At 37.8% G+C, this 18,556-nt stretch carries 14 protein-coding genes, 1 tRNA gene and 1 pseudogene; 3 read left to right on the top strand and 13 right to left on the bottom strand.

What is annotated here, in order from left to right; translation table 11 throughout:
• Positions 1–432 precede the first annotated feature (432 nt).
• Positions 433–1,113 (top strand): response regulator transcription factor, encoded by a 681-nt coding sequence (locus ACFINR_RS06230; RefSeq protein WP_375632424.1) that lies wholly within the window; start codon positions 433–435, stop codon positions 1,111–1,113.
• 900 nt (positions 1,114–2,013) lie between these two features.
• Here the strand turns inward: ACFINR_RS06230 and ACFINR_RS06225 are convergent.
• The 5 genes from ACFINR_RS06225 to argH all read right to left on the bottom strand — a co-directional run bounded on the left by ACFINR_RS06225 (position 2,014) and on the right by argH (position 8,483).
• Positions 2,014–2,784 (bottom strand): class I SAM-dependent methyltransferase, encoded by a 771-nt coding sequence (locus ACFINR_RS06225; RefSeq protein ID WP_375632423.1) that lies wholly within the window; start codon positions 2,782–2,784, stop codon positions 2,014–2,016.
• A 222-nt stretch (positions 2,785–3,006) separates the two neighbouring features.
• A complete protein-coding gene (locus ACFINR_RS06220; RefSeq protein WP_375653334.1) occupies positions 3,007–5,436 on the bottom strand; it encodes a TIGR02302 family protein in 2,430 nt (809 codons plus the stop codon).
• A gap of 126 nt (positions 5,437–5,562) precedes the next feature.
• Positions 5,563–6,843, bottom strand: a complete 1,281-nt coding sequence (gene lysA, locus ACFINR_RS06215) for a diaminopimelate decarboxylase (RefSeq protein ID WP_375653328.1) — start codon at positions 6,841–6,843, stop codon at positions 5,563–5,565.
• A gap of 8 nt (positions 6,844–6,851) precedes the next feature.
• Positions 6,852–7,031 (bottom strand): LPS translocon maturation chaperone LptM, encoded by a 180-nt coding sequence (locus ACFINR_RS06210; RefSeq protein ID WP_375622099.1) that lies wholly within the window; start codon positions 7,029–7,031, stop codon positions 6,852–6,854.
• Between the two features lie 51 nt (positions 7,032–7,082).
• A complete protein-coding gene (argH, locus tag ACFINR_RS06205; RefSeq protein WP_375653321.1) occupies positions 7,083–8,483 on the bottom strand; it encodes an argininosuccinate lyase in 1,401 nt (466 codons plus the stop codon).
• Between the two features lie 32 nt (positions 8,484–8,515).
• On the opposite strand from argH, the gene ACFINR_RS06200 reads away from it, so the two are divergent.
• Positions 8,516–9,211, top strand: a complete 696-nt coding sequence (locus ACFINR_RS06200) for a TlpA disulfide reductase family protein (RefSeq protein ID WP_375632419.1) — start codon at positions 8,516–8,518, stop codon at positions 9,209–9,211.
• 2 nt (positions 9,212–9,213) lie between these two features.
• Here ACFINR_RS06200 and ACFINR_RS06195 read toward each other — a convergent pair whose 3' ends face one another.
• The 7 genes from ACFINR_RS06195 to ACFINR_RS06165 form a co-directional block, all read right to left on the bottom strand.
• Positions 9,214–9,690, bottom strand: a complete 477-nt coding sequence (locus ACFINR_RS06195) for a YaiI/YqxD family protein (RefSeq protein WP_375612882.1) — start codon at positions 9,688–9,690, stop codon at positions 9,214–9,216.
• Between the two features lie 30 nt (positions 9,691–9,720).
• Entirely contained in the window at positions 9,721–10,575 is an 855-nt protein-coding gene (locus tag ACFINR_RS06190) for a YihY/virulence factor BrkB family protein (protein WP_375653315.1), read from the bottom strand.
• A gap of 410 nt (positions 10,576–10,985) precedes the next feature.
• Entirely contained in the window at positions 10,986–11,915 is a 930-nt protein-coding gene (locus ACFINR_RS06185; protein WP_375612737.1) for a prephenate/arogenate dehydrogenase family protein, read from the bottom strand.
• 1,955 nt (positions 11,916–13,870) lie between these two features.
• Positions 13,871–14,911, bottom strand: coding sequence for a DNA polymerase III subunit delta (holA, locus tag ACFINR_RS06180; protein WP_375653313.1), 1,041 nt, complete (start codon positions 14,909–14,911; stop codon positions 13,871–13,873).
• Positions 14,912–14,915: 4 nt separating this feature from the next.
• The gene (locus ACFINR_RS06175; RefSeq protein WP_375620925.1) at positions 14,916–15,710 is read right to left on the bottom strand and encodes an ABC transporter ATP-binding protein; all 795 of its coding nucleotides are present in this window, start codon (positions 15,708–15,710) and stop codon (positions 14,916–14,918) included.
• Positions 15,703–16,599 carry an ABC transporter permease gene (locus ACFINR_RS06170; RefSeq protein ID WP_375612740.1) on the bottom strand — a complete coding sequence of 299 codons (897 nt, stop codon included), beginning with the start codon at positions 16,597–16,599 and terminating at the stop codon, positions 15,703–15,705. The genes ACFINR_RS06175 and ACFINR_RS06170 overlap by 8 nt, the downstream gene beginning before the upstream one ends.
• 63 nt (positions 16,600–16,662) lie before the next feature.
• A complete protein-coding gene (locus tag ACFINR_RS06165; protein WP_375620923.1) occupies positions 16,663–17,640 on the bottom strand; it encodes an ABC transporter substrate-binding protein in 978 nt (325 codons plus the stop codon).
• A 186-nt stretch (positions 17,641–17,826) separates the two neighbouring features.
• Between ACFINR_RS06165 and ACFINR_RS06160 the strand changes: the two genes are divergently transcribed.
• Positions 17,827–17,901: transfer RNA gene (locus ACFINR_RS06160), tRNA-Gly, on the top strand.
• Between the two features lie 550 nt (positions 17,902–18,451).
• Here ACFINR_RS06160 and ACFINR_RS06155 read toward each other — a convergent pair.
• A pseudogene (locus tag ACFINR_RS06155) lies at positions 18,452–18,556 on the bottom strand (late control protein); the annotation flags it as partial.

The raw sequence follows: 18,556 nt of genomic DNA, 5'->3' as shown, positions 1-18,556 counted from the left end.
ACCTGTTTATTGAATCAATCAAAAGCTATTTGCTTGCACATTCTAAGCGGAGAAAGTCCCATATAGATAAAAAACGTGAAAGAAAGGACTAAAAATTCCTCCTATGAATCGTCTCAAGTGCCAAGGACTGTCCGCAACACCCACGAGCTGGCAAAGTGAATGATAGTGCCAGCTTGTTTCTCCATAAGCGTAAAGATGATGACACTCAATAGCTAAAACACCTTCTAGAACATAAAAAACGCTTCCAACCAATACGTAAAATACCCTGCAGACGGAATACCTTCTTTTCAGCAAGCAACCATTAGAAATTATAAAAGTTTATTTTTTAGAAGCGCTCTTTTTTAATTTTCCTCTTTTAATTTTTCTTGCATGAAATCTTATTTTTCATGAAACTATATCAATCAGTGCATCAACATGCCTATAAGGAAAAACATGAACCACTATACTCTTTTAATCGTTGAAGACGATGATCTACGCCCCATTTTAGTAGAACAATTGCAAATGCATCAAGAGTTTAAAATTTTCCAAGCAAAAACAGCAGAAGCGGGAATAAGAATAATCCAAGAAGAAAATATTGATCTCACTATTTTGGGATTTCAACTTCCTGATCTTGATGGCTACAAAGCCGTTAAACAATTACGCACCCAAGGATTTCGTGCCCCCATTATCATGATAATAAATTATGATACAGACTGTGATAATATTTTAGATCTTGAAACAGGCGCCAATGATTATGTAACAAAACCCTTTCGCTTTGCGGTGTTATTGGCGAGAATTCGAGCACAGTTGCGCCAATATGAACAAAATGAAGACGCAACCTTTCATATTGGTCCCTATACTTTTAAACTAAGACAAAAACTTCTTCTTGATCAATGCAACAATAAAATCTGTCTCACAGAAAAAGAAGCAGCGATCCTTAAATGTCTCTATCATGCCAATGATAAAATTGTCAGCCGTGAAACATTGTTAGAACAAGTTTGGGGATATAATGAAAATATTATCACCCATACTTTAGAAACCCATATCTATCGTTTGCGACAAAAAATCGAAAACGATCCCTCCAATGCACAAATTCTCATAACAGATCAAAATGGTTACCGTTTAAATCTTTAATTCGAGATTTACTGTTTCAAAAATAATTTTAATATCCTAAATGAAAACAGAAACGAGATGAAAAAACTTCACGTATAATTCGAATGCTATTACATAGAACTTACTTTTATGACAAAATATATAACATTATGAATAAAAAACGAAATATTCCAACATGAGAACCAGAAACAAAAATGCTTTCAACCCTCACGATATACTTTGTAACTTCTGTTTCACATACTTTTGTTCTTTCTAAAGTTTTTAATATGTTTCGCATATAAATAATCGTGATATCTTTTAGCAACATTCTTGATCATAACTATCATCTTTAGATGAGTACTATTTATGATTATTTTTTTCAGAAAAACCGCTCCACGCACTGCTTTATCTGACATTCACTAACCTAACTTGAGAGATGTTTTTTATCTTTATAGTTTTCCTCCATTCTTTATGACTTTATCTCCTCTTAAGAGGTTATATAATTCATGATATAACGCTAAATGTTTATCCTAACGATAAAGCCACTGAGCACCACCATCTTTACGCTTATAAAAGAACAAGCCAGCACCATCACACACTTATGTTAGATCTCGATGTTGCAGAGGAGCCCTTGATACTTGAGATGGTTTATAAGAAGCATTGTAATCCTTCCTTGTACAGTTTTTAACCACCATAAACCATATTATGTAAGATCTCTTGGACTCTGCTACTTTTACGTTTACGAAGATACCAGCATTTTTTTCTTTTAAAATGTTTCCACTATTCATGAAATATGGTTCGGTATATAGATACTTGAGATTTTTATTCACATACCAATTCCACATATTAATGTACAAAAGAATATTTTTTAATTGTAAATGCAAAAAATTGAAATAAGAGAATTCTTCTATACTTGCGGTTCTTATGACAATGACAAAATGATTAATTATCTTTATAAATTAAAATATTTCTTGTCTGTGGTGATAAAGCAGGAATAAAAATACGTCGCGACTGACGACGCTGTACGAGCAAACCCTGATAAACACGTTTTTGTGCCTGACACATTAAGAGTCCACCAAAATAAGGCAAAAGATAGCGAGCAAATGGCTCGTAAAAAAATGAGAACAACCGCGAAAAATACCCCGTAGAGGGCATATAGTGTACAATTTCTTGTATTGGCCCAGAAACAAAATTTGTTTTTTCGAACAAACGAGTAATTTGTTGCCGACTATAGGGTTCGCCATAACCAAAGGGCGTAGTAATATTGCGCGCCCAAAAGCCAGAGCGATTAGGTACAATAACGATCAAGTGGCCATTGGGTGCTAAAACACGCCATATTTCATTCAACGTTTCAAATGAATTTTCTGTATATTCTAATGCATGTACCAATAAAATACAGTCAACTGACGCATCCGGAAGCGGCAAATCTTCTTCAAAAACAAGCGCTGTAGCAACTTGCTCAGAACAAGGCCAAGGCGAAACACCCTGAGCAGCAGGCATAAAAGCAAAACATTGTTGGGCACGTTCACGCAATGTAGAAAGATAAGGAAGTGCATAACCCAATCCCATAATCCGTTTATCCGTAAGATCAGGCCACCATAAATTCAATTGGTCACACAGCGTCTTTTGCACACGCAGTCCAAGTGCAGAAGCATAAAAATCTTTCAGCGTAACGATATCCAACTCAACATACCATGTAGAAACAAATTTCAAACATTACAGATTTTCATATACCAAACCTATATGGACTTCTGCTTTTTTTCCGCAATAGCGAACATTTCAATATTGCATATCTTAAACTTAAATGATTAAAAAATCAGTACAACAGGATGATTATTGCCTTACAAGCACTTTAATCATTTTTTTGGAGATAAACCCCATAGAGGTTCTTCATACACTGTTTTTGACATCAATTAAGAAAAAAGCCAACACTGGTTAATTAAAATGAAGCAATCTTTCAAGATAGTTTTTTTCTTCTTCTGAAAGATGCTCTTTACCAAGACGTTTGCGAATTTCATCCAAAATCTGCCGCGTACGCATTTGATCACTTTCTTGTGGTAGTGCCTCGCCTTCTTGTTCTTCATCTGTTGTTGAAGAAAGTGGACGTCCTAACGGATCTTTAGGACCAAAATCAGCATTTTGATCATCTCCCGTTTCTTTAAGTGTTTCGCGCATTTTTTTCAAAACATTTTGTGCACCTTGCCTCAAAGATTCCAAAGCATCAGACTGATTTTGTATAGATACCTGATGATTTCCATTATCAAGAGCATTTTCCGCAGAATTCATTTTTTCTTCTGCCCTTTTCAACGCCCCCCCTGTTTCAAATCCTTGTTCTGATAATTCTTTTTCTAATGTTGATAATTCAGATTGCAATTCAGCTTGACGTTTTTTTAAAGATTTTTTTTGTGTTTCCGGTACATTTTCTCCGCGTTTTTGTTCCATCTCTAACTGATGTGTTTCATTGAGAATTTCTTGCTGACGACGCATTAAATCTCCAAGCTGGTCCATCTTTTCTTTCATTTGTGCAGATTGGCTTTTTTCTCCCTCATTTTGATTGCCTTTTTGCACATGCAAATGATCAAGCGTCTGTTCAACTTCCGCCAAGAGTTGTTCAGCTGCTAAAGAAGAGCCCGTTTTAGCCATTTCCTCAATTAAATTTAGCTTTTCTTGTAATGTAGATTCAGAAAGATTAGGACTTTTTGAGCTTTTAGAATTTTTAGAAACTTGACTATCCGGTGCTTTTTCAGCCAAAGCACGAATATACTCATCCATAGCTTGACGTAAATCTGCCATAAGCCGTTCAATTTCTGCCGCTGAAGCACCGTAACGCAATGCATCACGTAAAGCAGCTTGTGCTTGTTTTAACTTTTTTTGCACGGATTCAAGCTGATTATCTTCAATACCCAAAGCAATTTGCCATAAATAATCCACCACATCGCGCAAATCCTCGTCTGTTTGTGCTAAAGAAAGTCTTGTCCACGCACTTTGTAGAACAATAAAATGCGATGCATTTTGCAACCCCTTTTCTGGACGCACAAGCAAAGCAGAAAGCATATCCAATACACGCTCTTTCACAGAAGCATCAAGAGCTAATAGACGACGCAATTCAACCACTGCGCGTGCAACAGGATTCGAAAAAACACGCTGTGGTAATATCATAACAAAAGTTTTGCTACGCCCTTTCTGCCCCGCACCATCTTCTGCCACCAAAGTAATTTTGACTTGCGAACCTGCCCATGGATGCGCTGATATATCCTGCACCATTCGCATTTTCCCCTTTCCACCACGCGGAAGAAGAAGTTCTATTTCCGGAGCATTATAAAGAGAAGAAGCACTTTTATTCTGAGGAAGAAAAGGCTCTATTTCAACAAAAGCCTTTGTCACACCATAATCATCATCCACCACATATCGTAACTCCAATGATCCCGTTAAAATCCTCCCTGGTTTTTCCAACCAATGAATTGTTGGACGCGTGTCCTTAATTATCTGCAAATGCCATTGCTGTTTTTTACGACGTGATGATACAAATAAATTTATTGAATGGTTTAAATGTGTTTCAAAATGAACAATTGGATCATTCAAAGCTGTTTGTTCCGTTTTCTCTGAAAACGAAACTTCCCTCCCATCTTCTACAGACTTTGCTTTTACTGTAATGCCAGCCCCATTGACAACACGCACAACAACATTACTCCCTTCAGGGATTTCTAGTTGTGTTTTCTCATCTTTTGTCAAATAAATCGGTGCCACACCGGTATAAGCAGGTGGTGTTACCCAAGCATCAATACGCATGAGTTTTTCATCAACGACAGGACGAAAATCAAAGGCATCAGCCAAACGCCCCCCTTGTGAACCAAAAGAAAAACTAAAAGCGCACACAAAAAGAAGAGCACACAAAGCCCTCAAAGCCAAAGGATCATAATCCGCACTATTAAGAGAGATAAATCCAGTTTTTAAATGGTATAATTGCTTTGCCATTCGGCGTTGATGTTCACGCCAAATAACAGCACTAAAATCTTCATCATTTTCAGAACATAAACGATCTGTCTGAATATTCAAAGGCTGGTGTCTAAGATCATTGACGCGTTCAAGGCGGCAATTTACTTCCCGCATTGTGGGAAACCGAAAACGAATAAGAAAAAATAAACTCGCCCCAGCACAAATAAGTATAACCCCAAGTAAGAGCAAATGTGACCAATAGCCCAAAATACCAAAAAGTCCCAACCAGCTAAACGAACAAAAGAGACTAAGAACGAGGAAAAATGGCAACAACCGTACCCACATCCGTTCAAATGAAAGGATCCCCCACATCAAAATGCGCACACACAAAAGCTTCATTGCAAAACCTTTGATGTTTTTATTTTTCATAAACAAGCATTTATCCCCTTTTATCGTGGTGCATTAAGATCATAAACCCCATACAAAACAATTTCTAGAAAATAAATTGTTTCATCAAAGTTTAGTAAAAATAAGACCCAAAATATTTAATAATGCTCAATCTAATTTGGGCTCAATCCAATCTGGAATATGATCACAGCCTATCAATTGTGCATAATCAAGGCGTGGACGAATGACTGCATAACGCGTATCCTGAACCAGAACTTCCGGCACCAAAAGTCGACTATTATAAGTGCTTGCCATCACTGCGCCATAAGCCCCTGCTCCTGTTAACATCAAAACATCACCCGCTTTCAACACTGGTAAAGAACGTTCCAAACCTAAATAATCACCAGTTTCACAAATAGGACCGACAATATCAGCATTAATCAGAGGGGCATCTATTGGTGTTTTTTTCACTGGCATTACATTTTGCCACGCATCATAAAGCGTTGGACGCATGAAATCATTCATCGCCGCATCAACAATAACAAAATTTCGTCCTTCCCCCTTTTTTAAATACACAACCGATGTTACCAACACACCGGCTTCACCAACAATACTACGCCCAGGTTCTAGGATAATATTGATCCCTAAAGGCGCAATATGTTTCTTTACCAGTGCTGCATACTCAAAAGGAGAAGGTACTGGATGCTTCTCATAACCATAAGGAATACCAAGCCCGCCCCCAATATCGATATGGGTTATCGCATAACCATTATTCCATAATTGACGCACAAAATCTGCAACAATAACAAATGCATCTTCAAACGGTTTTAAATCACAAATTTGACTGCCAATATGGAGATCAACACCACACACATGAAGACCAGGCAATTGAGCTGCTTTTTTATATGCATCACCCGCCAAAGACAGTGGAATACCAAATTTATTCTCAGACTTACCTGTTGTAATTTTCTTGTGAGTCTTAGCATCCACATCAGGATTAATGCGTAAAGAAATACAAGCCGTTTTTGAAAGCGCAGCAGCCCGCGCCGATAATTGTTCAAGTTCTGGCTCTGATTCAACGTTAAAACAATAAATATCTTGTGCAAGAGCAAAATCTATTTCTCTCACTGTTTTACCAACACCAGAATAAACAATATTCTGCGCAGGAATACCAACAGCAAGTGCACGCCGTAATTCCCCTTCTGAGACCACATCAGCTCCCGCTCCATTGTTAGCTAAAAGTTGTAAAACTGCTTGATTGGAATTCGCTTTAACCGCATAAGCAATTAAACTCGGCATATCATGAAATGCATTCTGATAATCTTTAAAATGTGCAACGATTGCGCTAGCTGAATAACAATAAAAAGGTGTTTCAACTTCTCGCGCAAGTTCCAAAAGAGAAAGACCTTCAGCGTGAAGCACACCCTGATGATAAGAAAAAAAACGCATAAAAATTCCTATTGTATTAACCGATCAAGAATAAAAGGTTTATCTGTTTTACCTTGAGAAACAAAAGTTCCTTGTGAAGAATTCACTCCTGTTGAAGGAGGTAACTCTAATGACCCTTTACGCCCACACCCAACGATACCCAAGCCCCCAAAAAGGACAATTATCAACCCCTTTAATATAATTTTCATCTGTCCTCTTTCCTCATCTCGATCTCTTTGTTACCTTTAAAATACAATCACTCAAGCGCTCACGAGACGCTTTTTCCAATACGCAATTTGCCGAAGAACCTCTGAAGGCGCTGTTCCCCCAAAGCTTTTACGACTTTCAACAGATTTTTCAACGGTCAAAACATCAAAAAGTGCCGCATTGATATCAGGACAAATTGCTTGAAGTTCATCTAATGATAAATCATGAAGGCGACACTGTTTTTTTTCTGCCAATGCCACAGCACACCCTGTGATGTGATGTGCTTCGCGAAAAGGAATCCCTAAATTGCGTACAAGCCAATCCGCAAAATCTGTAGCTGTTGCATACCCTAAATCCGCTGCTTGTTTCATGGCTTTTTTATTCACTTTCAAATCAGCAATCATCCCTGTCATTGCTGCTAGTGATAATTCCAAACTCAAAGCCCCATCAAACACATATTCCTTATCTTCTTGCATATCCTTTGAATAAGCAAGCGGTAATCCTTTCATCACCGTTAACAATCCCATAAGTGCACCATTCAATCGACCTGCTTTCGCTCGTACTAACTCTGCCGCATCAGGATTTCTCTTTTGTGGCATAATGGAAGACCCTGTTGAAAAAGCATCTGATAAATGAATAAAACAAAACTGTTCACTTGACCAAAGAATTATTTCTTCTGCTAAACGCGAAAGATGTGTTGCACAAAGAGCGCCAGCGCTTAAAAATTCCAATGCAAAGTCACGATCTGAAACACTATCAATTGAATTGCGTGTAGGTTCGCGAAAGCCTAGCGCTTTTGCTGTCATAAAACGGTCAATTGGAAAGCCTGTCCCCGCTAAAGCAGCCGCCCCTAAAGGCGATTCATTCATTCGCTCAAGAGCATCACGCATCCGCGATAAATCTCGACCAAACATTTCAACATAAGCCATCATATAATGACTCAATGTTACGGGTTGAGCCAATTGTAAATGCGTAAAGCCTGGCATAAAGGTATCAACATGTTGTTCTGCGCGAATAAGTAATTGCTCTATCAATCCTTTTAAAGCTTGTGCTATCTTTTGCGTTGCTTCACGTACCCACAAGCGAAAATCAACAGCAACTTGATCATTGCGTGAACGCGCCGTATGCAAACGCCCAGCTACAGGACCTATCAATTCGCTCAGCCGCGCTTCAATATTCATATGAATATCTTCAAGCTTTCGTGAAAAAACAAATTTACCGTCTTCAATTTCTTGGCGAATAAGTTTCAAACCATGAACAATTTTTTCATAATCTGATTGTGAAATGATTTTCGTTTGCGCTAACATAGCTGCATGAGAAAGAGAACCTTCAATATCTTGTCGATAAAGTTTTTGATCAAAATCAATAGAAGCATTAATTTCTTCCATAATTGCAGCAGGGCCTGCCGCAAACCGACCACCCCACATTTGGTTCTTTAACTTCTCATCTGTCATATTCTGAAAACACCCATCCAAAGGACAAAATTATGATTTTTCAAATTTTCATCAGCGAAAAAAACAATAAAAAAAGGCAACTCTCCCTTGCATTCTTTATCATTGCACTGAGTTTATACGCAACCATAAACTACGATACCAAAAGAGAGTTTTTTCTTTTCAATTTCATTTCAGCAGCACAAGCACAAGAAATAAACATTAATAAAGCACGAGCAGAAAAAATGATGGCGATACGAAAAGCAGCAAAAGGCTTTTTTAGCCACATACGATTTGCTGATACGCTCTCAGATATGAATAAACTCTCTTTCAAGGATATTCAAGGAAAAGAGCACACACTCAGCGAATTTACCGGAAAACCAATGCTGGTCAATCTATGGGCTATTTGGTGTGCACCTTGCCGCACAGAAATGCCTGAACTTGCGCAATTAAAACGTGAATTAGGTGGAGAAAACTTTGATGTCATAGCTATAAATATCGATAAAACTGCTTCTCTTGAAAAAATTCAGCAATTTTTACAGAATATTCATTCAGATAATTTGCTTTACTATCGCGATGAAACAATGGATATTTTCAACAATGTTAGAAAACAGGGGCTCGCTTTAGGACTCCCCATTACATTGCTCATTGATAAAGAGGGATATCTCATTGCTTCCTTCAATGGTGCAGCTCCATGGGCCAATGACGATGCCAAAGCACTTATAAAAGCAGTCATTAAAGAAGCCCTATAACTTTAATAACCGCGTCTTTTTAAACGTTGTATAACAAGATCCAGTGCTGACAAAAAAGCAGAACGGTCTTTACGAGAAAAAGGACGGGGACCACCTATTATACTGCCCTGTCCACGCAAATCTTCCATCAAATTGCGCATCGCCAAAGCCTGACCAATTGAATTTACATCAAAAATACGCCCCGTTGGCGAAAGACAAAAACCCCCAGCTTGCACAACCCGCGCTGCTAAAGGAATATCACTGGTAATAACGATACTTGCCTCATGCACATGTTCTACGATCCAATCATCAGCACCATTGAATTCACCAGCAACGACCACTCTTTCAATGAGCGCTTCATCTGGAAGGGACAAAGAACGATTTGCCACAACAAATGTCTTAAGCTGATAACGATTCATCACACGATAAACTTCATCTTTTACAGGACAAGCATCTGCATCAATCAACAAAGTGATAGCAGGCTTTATTGGGATAATCATACCTTGGCTTTCAAGCAATAATAAGCTCTTTCATTTATCTGAATGTTGCAAATCCTTGCGATAAAACATTATCGCCGCGTTTATTTCTCCTCCCAAAATAAAAATTGCACTCAATATGTACATAAAAATAATAGCAACCATAATAGATGCCAACCCTGCATAGGTAGAAATATAATCAAACATCGTTAAATATTGCGCAAAAGCGATAGAAGCCATAAACCATATAAACATTGTCACCACTATCCCTGGTAAAATATCTATAATTTTCCGCCGCCCTGCTGGAAGCCATTTATGAACAATCAAAAGACTGATAAACAAAATAACGATTGCAACTGTATAACGCCATACACGAATAACAGCAATATATTCAGTCATAAAAAAAGAATGATTTTGCATAATTTTGATCAACAAAGGCGCCAGAATCAATAAAAAACTAATCACAACAAGACCAACAGCTCCAAGGATTACAAAAAACAGACTTTGAAAACGACAAAATAACAAACTCCGTCGATCAGTAACACGGTAAGCTTTATTTAAAGCCGTACGCAAAGCCTCTATCCCATTAGAAGCAAAATAAGCCGCTCCAATGACAGAAAGCGTCAACACACCTCCTCGATGAATGGTTAAAACATTAACAATTTCCTGAGATAAAGGCTCTGCAATAACATCAGGCAATAACTGCACCAGTGCTTTAATTTTTTGCGGTGTATAAGTAAAAGCACCTAGAAAACGAGCAAAAGATGTTCCAAAAATAAAAAAAGGGAAAAATGCTAAAAGCCCCGATAGCGCAACATGGCTTGCAAAAGCACTCCCATTATCACGCCAATAATGACTTACTGCGTCACACAAAATACGATAGCTATACCAAAAGATATTTTTTAACAAAACTCAATACTTTCTGGTAAAACTCTTCCTCAGTCTATTTCAAGTTTTATAAAAATCATCAAAACTCTGCAAATAAACATTTTGCAATGTTGCAATATAACGGTCAATAATCAATACGGTCAAGCCCGACTTTATACCAAAACAAAAACAATAACCCACTCTATGAAGTTCTACAACGACCTCATTTTTTTGTTACTTCTACAGATCAGTAACCTCTTCTGTACATCATATGCCCTATAGAGAACTAAGCAAGATGATCGTGCACACATAAAACCTTTTGAAGTCATGGTTATCTATATCGGAACAATCGCCACTCTTTTTTATTGCAATCTATGACTGAGTAGAGAAAAAACTTCTTATCGGTTTTTAGAAAAAACCAACGAAATTCAACAAAAACCTCTTGTTTTTACTCACCCTTTTTTAGAAACATTCTGACGCCCAAAATCAGGAGCATCAATTTCCTGTCCAGCATCAATAATATTGCGGCGTACAGCACGCGTACGTGTAAAAAAGTTAAACAGTGTCTCACCATCTCCTAAATGAATTGCCCGTTCTAAAAAAGCAAGCCCCTCACTAAAACGGCTCAACATTTCTAAAATAGCATCCTTATTATGCAAACAAATATCTCGCCACATAACGGGATCAGAAGATGCTAAACGCGTAAAATCACGAAAACCGGAAGCGGAATAAGCAATCACTTCCGAATTTGTTACTTTTTCTAAATCACTCGCTGTCCCAACAGTATTATACGCAATCAAATGGGGTAAATGTGAAACAATAGCCAAAACAAGATCATGATGCTTAGGTTCCATCTTTTCGACACGCGCACCACAAGCTTCCCAAAACGCTGTTAATTGTGCGACAGCAGCAGCATCGCTATCCGCAAAAGGCGTTAAAATACACCAACGATTCATAAATAAATCAGCAAAACCAGCATCCGGTCCTGAATATTCCGTTCCAGCAATTGGATGCCCTGGAATAAAATGAACCGTTTTTGGCAATAAAGGTGCCATTTCCGCAATAACCAACGCTTTCGTAGAACCAACATCACTCACAATCGCTCCAAGTTTTAAATGATCACGAATGGTTTTTGCCACTTCTGCACTAGCCCCAACAGGAACAGAAAGAATAACCAAATCTGCTCCTTCAACAGCTTTTGCATTATCTGTCGTATAAAAGTCCCCAAGCTCCAATTCACGCGCTCTTTTCAGGGTTTCTGGACGACGTGTTGCAATAGAAATCTGAGCCGCAAGATTTTTCTTTTTAATCACTCTTGCTAAAGAAGACCCAATCAGACCGATCCCAATGAGTGCTATTTTTTCAAACTGAGTATGGAGCATCTTTCACCTTCAAAGATTCTTTGCAAATGGCAATAAAGACTAATTGTAAAATCACAATTTTCTTGTTTGTTTGTTCAAGAGTTATGCGTAAAACATTAAAAAATGACAACTAGGGAATAAAGAATAACGCAGTTTACCAATTATCACCTGCGCAAGCTGACAACAGATCACTTTACCTAGAAAACACATAAAAAATAAATGACGAGAAATCTAACATCACGCTCTAAAACTCCCTCTTAATTACTGATCAAAGCGCATCACCGAAACAAAATAAAATGCACTCTCAATTAGGATAACAACGACTCTACATAAAATCCCATCAGTTTACTTTATCTTACTAATTTACTCACAAAAAAACACATCAAAAGCGTAAGCAGACACTAACTCTTCTCCAATTATCCCGATACGTTCATTAATTTGTACATTAGACCTATATAAAACGTATTGCGCCTCCACCTACAACATCAACATAAGTTTCGCGAATATTGAAAACACCGTAAAACAACGCATACCAAAAGATACCATTAAAAACATTTTCCTCTCCCGATTCCGGATACCGTAAATCAAATAAATATGAGAAAAACACGCCCTCTCAATAAAGAAAAAGTTTGATAACAAAAACACCGAATATCCCTTTAATGGAATCACACCCCTCACGTAAAACAGAACGCCCTCAACAGAATAAATTTGGATTACAAATTCATGGGTTTGTTTTAAAAGACATCTCGCTCCCTAGCCTATCTCACGACAGTGTTCGTAAATGTTATAACTATAAATCTATTAAGCACGACCCTCTTCACACTTAAATAAAACACTATCATTATATTTTCCTACCCCCAATGTTGCAAAAAACCTTGGAATTTGAGAGCATTCATAAGAGGCATTTTTAGTGCTTTCTTGTACAGTTTTTATCCACACGCCCCCCACTTATGACGTGCAAAAGACATTGTTCTGATTGATTTAATATGAAAAATAATAAATTATTAATAATAAACAATGACTAGCTCTGTTTATGAGACACATTCATTGCTAAGATAATCATCTCTGTATCAAACATAAAAGTTTCCCCATAGGTGCTGTGGTTTTCATCATAATCTATTTTGACTTTCTTCTCATCCCATGAAGATTCTTAATTCATACCGATCTGCAAACAATTCATTTTCTTGTCTAAAAGATTCCTCTGGCTCACTATTTTAAGTGATTCAATTAATCTATAATACATTGATTTATAAAAATAATACTTTTTTTCAATTTGAATCATAACTTCGAATACTGTAAAATTCTTCCATCACAAACCCTCTTATCAATTAAAATCTCTTGGCTACACGTCACAAGAAGACATGTGAGAAAAAATGATGAAAAACGCTCTCTAATGCTAAAAACTGTAGTAACATTAGAGGCTAGCAAAGTATATAATGAGTGTCGACTTGCGCTTTTATTAAGCATAAAGATAGAGTTGCTCTATGGGTTTTATATTCTTCACAAGGAACTTTACTTCTACACCATTCATAAACACCGCCGCGAAATAGATATGACGCGCATTGAAAAATATTTCTAAGAACGCGTATGAATCTACCATACAAGTGTCTTCTGTTGTTTGAGATACTCTGTTTTACATGGGGGTGTTACTCCATTAAGACTCTATGAACCAACCTAATATTCACCAAATACCCACACAAAAAACATCGAACACATAAAATTTGATATGGGCCTCGTATCACTATCCTAAAAACAGTATTTTACGACACAACAAAATAATAAAACTGTTTCAAAATGGCCTTTTGAAAATAAACTATTTCTTTTGAAGAAAAATTTCTATCAAGCTTTCAAGCTCCTAAAATGCATCCTCAAAAATACAAGTTCCATCAACCTCTACTTGATAGCATAACAGTTTTAATTACTGAAAATACCTCTGTGGTATACCAAAAATAAAAAATCATTATATTTCTAGGCTGTTAAGCTGCCATCTGGCGTCGTGCAATAATTGTAAGCCCTAACAAAACTTGACGAATGATAGCTTCGCCCAAAAGTGGATTTTTACGACTGTCTAAAACAGCACTCTGAATTCTTTCCATTGCATAAGAAATTTGTTCTAACTTCCAATATTTTAAAGCTTGTTCAACGATCTTTTTCCGTTGAAAAAAAATGGGAGGGCGTGCCTGAGAAACCACCGTAAAAGGTGAATTTCCTTCAACCTCTACCTGATAACGCAATAGCTGTAATTGCTGAAAATGCCTTTGAGCTGTACTCAAAATTAAAAAAAGTGCCCCCTGCACTGCTGCATGTCGGTTAAAATGCGCTTCAAAGCCTGATATATCGCCCAATAAAAGAGCATCAATGACTTCATCTTGAGAAAGAGCACTGACATCGCTTACAACAGCTTTCACATCTTCAAGAGTAATATGAACATTTGCAGCGTAAAGACAAAGCTTTTCTAATTCACTGCGTGATACAAGGCGATCCGCCCCTAAACATTCATGCAACCATCTACGTGCATCTAAAGAAAGAGTCTTCTTAAACTGTCCTAAAACCTCATCAATCAAACCGTCAAGAGACCGCATATCATCGGCAAAACAGGGCAAAGCCATCGCTTTTGATGCTGTTTCAATAGCATTGCGCAACCCTGTTCCTTTTTTTAAATCCCCTGCCTCAATGAGAATAAAACAAGCTTCTGGTGGTTTCTCAATTAAAAGTTTTAAGGCAGCAAGAAAACCTTTTTGGTTAGCAGCATTAGAGATCCATATCAAACGATCTCCCCCAAAAAGCGATAACGTACGCGCTTCATTTTCTAAACGTGCAGGATCTTTATCAATTTCAGCAGCATCCAAACGAATTGTCGAAAATGGATCTTCTATTGCTACCCGTGTAAGTTTTGCAAAACATTGTGCACGCTCACAAATAAGACCACGATCTGACCCATAAATGAGAACAATAGGAAAAGCACGTGAAAAACGCATTAGAAACTGATCAACTTCATGTGCTTTTTTCTGAGCCACACTATTAATCCATTAACAGTTCATCATCATCAAGAACTTCCCCGCGAACTTTCTGAAACATGCCAATTAAATCATTGACATCCAAGCCCTTACGCTCTTCATGACAGACATCCAAAATCACTTTTCCACCATGCAACATCAAGGTACGATCGCCATAATCAAGAGCCTGACGCATAGAATGAGTCACCATGATAGTCGTTAATTTTTTCTCTTCAACGATTTTTTCAGTCAACCGCATCACAAAATCAGCCATTCCAGGATCAAGCGCTGAGGTATGTTCATCAAGCAATAAAACATCCGCATGTGCTAATGTTGCCATCACAAGACAAACTGCTTGGCGTTGTCCACCTGATAAACTATCCATAGGATTATGAATATATGTTTCAAGACCAATGCCTAATTGAGCAATTTTCTCTCGAAAAAATTGCCGTTTCTCATGATTTAAAGCCGCACGCAAACCACGACGACTTCCTCGAAGAGCAGCAAGAGCCAAATTTTCTTCAATTGTTAAAGAACCACAACTTCCCTCTAAAGAATCTTGAAAAACACAAGCAATCTTTCCAGCGCGTTCACTGACTGATTGCCTAGAAACATTTTGTCCATTGATAACCACTTTCCCTGTTGAAGGAAGCGTTGCACCCGCTAAAACACTAAGCAACGTTGATTTACCAGCACCATTTGAACCAATAACCGTAACAAAACTACCCTGATCAATTTTCAGGTTAATATCAATTAAAGCCTGTTTTTCCAGAGGTGTTTGCGGTTTAAATGTGACCCCAACATGAAAAAACTCAATCACGTTTATGCCTCCTCCAATAGCGTGGCACAATAAGGGTTAAAACAACCAACAGCGAAGTAATCAACTGAAGATCTGTCGACGTATCAATGCCAATGCCATTTGCTTCAAATGCAAATTGCACCGCCACACGATAAAGCACAGACCCTACAATACAGCTGATTATAATCCAAAAAATATTGCGCGTACGAAAGAGAGTTTCACCGATAATCACGGCTGCCAACCCAAAAACAATTGTTCCAATTCCACCGGTAATATCTGTTGCAATCGCAGTTTGAATATAAAGAGAACCACCAAGTGCCACACACGCATTGGAAAGCCCCATTCCAAAATATATCAATGCTGATGTATGGACACCTTGCGCCGTCGCCATGCGTGGATTAGCGCCCATTGCACGCATAGCAAGACCAATTTCACTTTCCAAAAAGCGCCAAATCAAAAACGCCATAACGAGCAACACAATACCAACGAAAAGAGGACGCACAAAAATATCGGACAAACCAAACAGATTATAAAAGGGGGTTAACGCCGTATCAGCAAGTGCTAAATTAACATTAGACCCTCCCATAATTCCCATAATACGAAGATTAACTGTATAAAGTGCTGACATTGTTAAAATAGAAGCTAAAAGATTCAAAATGCCAAAACGCAAATTCAATAGAGCTGTTAATAAACCAGCCGCCATACCTGCACAAAAAGCGCATGCCATAGCTGTCCATGCATTGAAACCCAAGAGAATCAAAACACCACAGACACAGGAACCAAGAAGAAACGAGCCATCAACCGTTAAGTCAGGAAAATCCAAAACCCGAAATGAAAGATAAACCCCTATAGCAACAAACGCATAAATAAGGCCTAATTCCACAGCACCAGAAAACGCAAATATATTCATGTAAAGACAATCCCCATGAAAACTTAACGTATTTTTATTGTATCAACACTCTATCAATAAAAGTTATTGAATCACTTTTGTTGCACGGTCAATAACTGCCTGCGGAATAATAATCCCTGCTTTTTGGGCTGCTTTCAAATCAATTCGAATGTCATTATTAGCCGCCTGCACAACATCAATATCACCAGGCTTTTCACCCTTTAGAATACGCACAACCAATTTCCCAGCATCAACCCCTACATCATAGAAATTCACACCTTGCGTCATAAAAGGCCCACGCCCGATAGTATTAGCATCAACAGTAAATACAGGCATATTGGCTTCCTCTGAGACCTTTATTGCACCTTCTAAAACAGATAAAATCGTATTATCAGCAGGAACAAAAATAATATCGACCTTACCGATTAAAGCGCGTGTTGCTGCCTGAACATCTGAAGGCTTTGGTGCCGATGAGGGAATAATTTCAATTCCAGCTTTTTTTGCTACATCCTTTAACGTTTTAAGTGTCGAAACAGAATTTGCCTCAGAAGCATTATAAAGATAACCAATTTTTTTCAAATCTGGTTTTACTTCTTGTAAAAGTCTAACACTTTCTGCAACATCTATACGATCAGAACTCCCCGTCATATTACCGCCAGGTTTGGTAAGTGAAGAAACGATTTTAGCTCCGATAGGATCAGAAATTGCTGCAAAGACGATAGGAATTGTTTTTGTTGCCGCAAGCATCGTTTGTGCTGAAGGCGTGGTAATTGCTACAATAACATCGGGTTTATCACCAACAAATTTACGCGCAATTTGCGTTGCTGTTGAAATATTACCCTGCGCTGATAAAAAGGTAAGTTGAAAATTTTCACCTTGCTTATAACCATTTGCTGCAAGCACATCTTCCACACCTTTACGAACAGCATCCGCAGCAGGATGGACCATAATTTGCGTTATTGCAACTTTAACGTGTTTAACTTGGTCATCGGCCTTTGCAACACTGTTCATCATAAAAACAGTTGCAATGATAATCCCTAATATATTTATTCTCTTCAACATTATATTCCACCCCTCTCCATGCAAAAATTAAAAAAGGAATAATCTATTACTGAAGAATTTTCTAAAATCAATCTTTATTTCATTTTATTTAAACATGGACAAAATAAATCAAACTAAAATGATATTTTTTTGTTGCAATTCGTAGAAGCCTACGCCATACAGACAAGACATATATCGAATCGGTAAGCGGGTGTAGCTCAGGGGTAGAGCACAACCTTGCCAAGGTTGGGGTCGTGGGTTCGAATCCCATCGCCCGCTCCATTGAATTTTGTATTTATTCGTTCTTGTGTGGAGTTATAGCTTGTCATCGGTTGTTGTAGCTGTATGTATGTAGCTTGCCAGCAGGTTTTGTATATTTTGCCACTAGGTTTTGTACCAATTTATTTTTTTCAAAGAGTTTTTAAGGGGTTCTCAAAGGGTCTTCAAAGACCTTTCAAAGATCATTTAAAGCCTCTTTTTCTTTTCTGCTCAAAATCGCAATTTGAGATGATCAATCATTGAGTTGGAATCGTATTATTTGAGAAGCAGCGTATATAAGATGTGTTCACCTCTTTTAGCATAAATTGACTGATGATTTTTCTGTATCCTAAGCACATTATTCAGGACATTATTAAATAAGAGAAGCGTTTAAGGAATTCGGTCAACTTGACCAAATTGCTCTTCAGTCTGCAATTGTGCAATGTTTGCACCATTGCTCCTTTTAGGAATTGGGTAAACATTACCCTATTGCTGTACTCATGCAATTGGTGCAAGTTTCACCTATTCCTCATCACGACCGATCAAAGGGTCAAGTTGTCCCTTTGATTTTCTGTCACTCAGAGGTTTCCTTTTCTCCTGCCTCTTTTCCCTTGTTTGGTGCCTCGAGTGTGATTTCTGTGGTGTATCCGCTTTGTTTTTCATAGCGGTGGGTGACGGT

This window comes from Bartonella sp. AP19HLJMH, assembly GCF_042196245.1.
Classification (GTDB): Bacteria; Pseudomonadota; Alphaproteobacteria; order Rhizobiales; family Rhizobiaceae; genus Bartonella.
The sequence above is the reverse complement of the archived record's forward strand: the minus strand, read 5'-3'. Positions and strand labels throughout refer to the sequence as shown.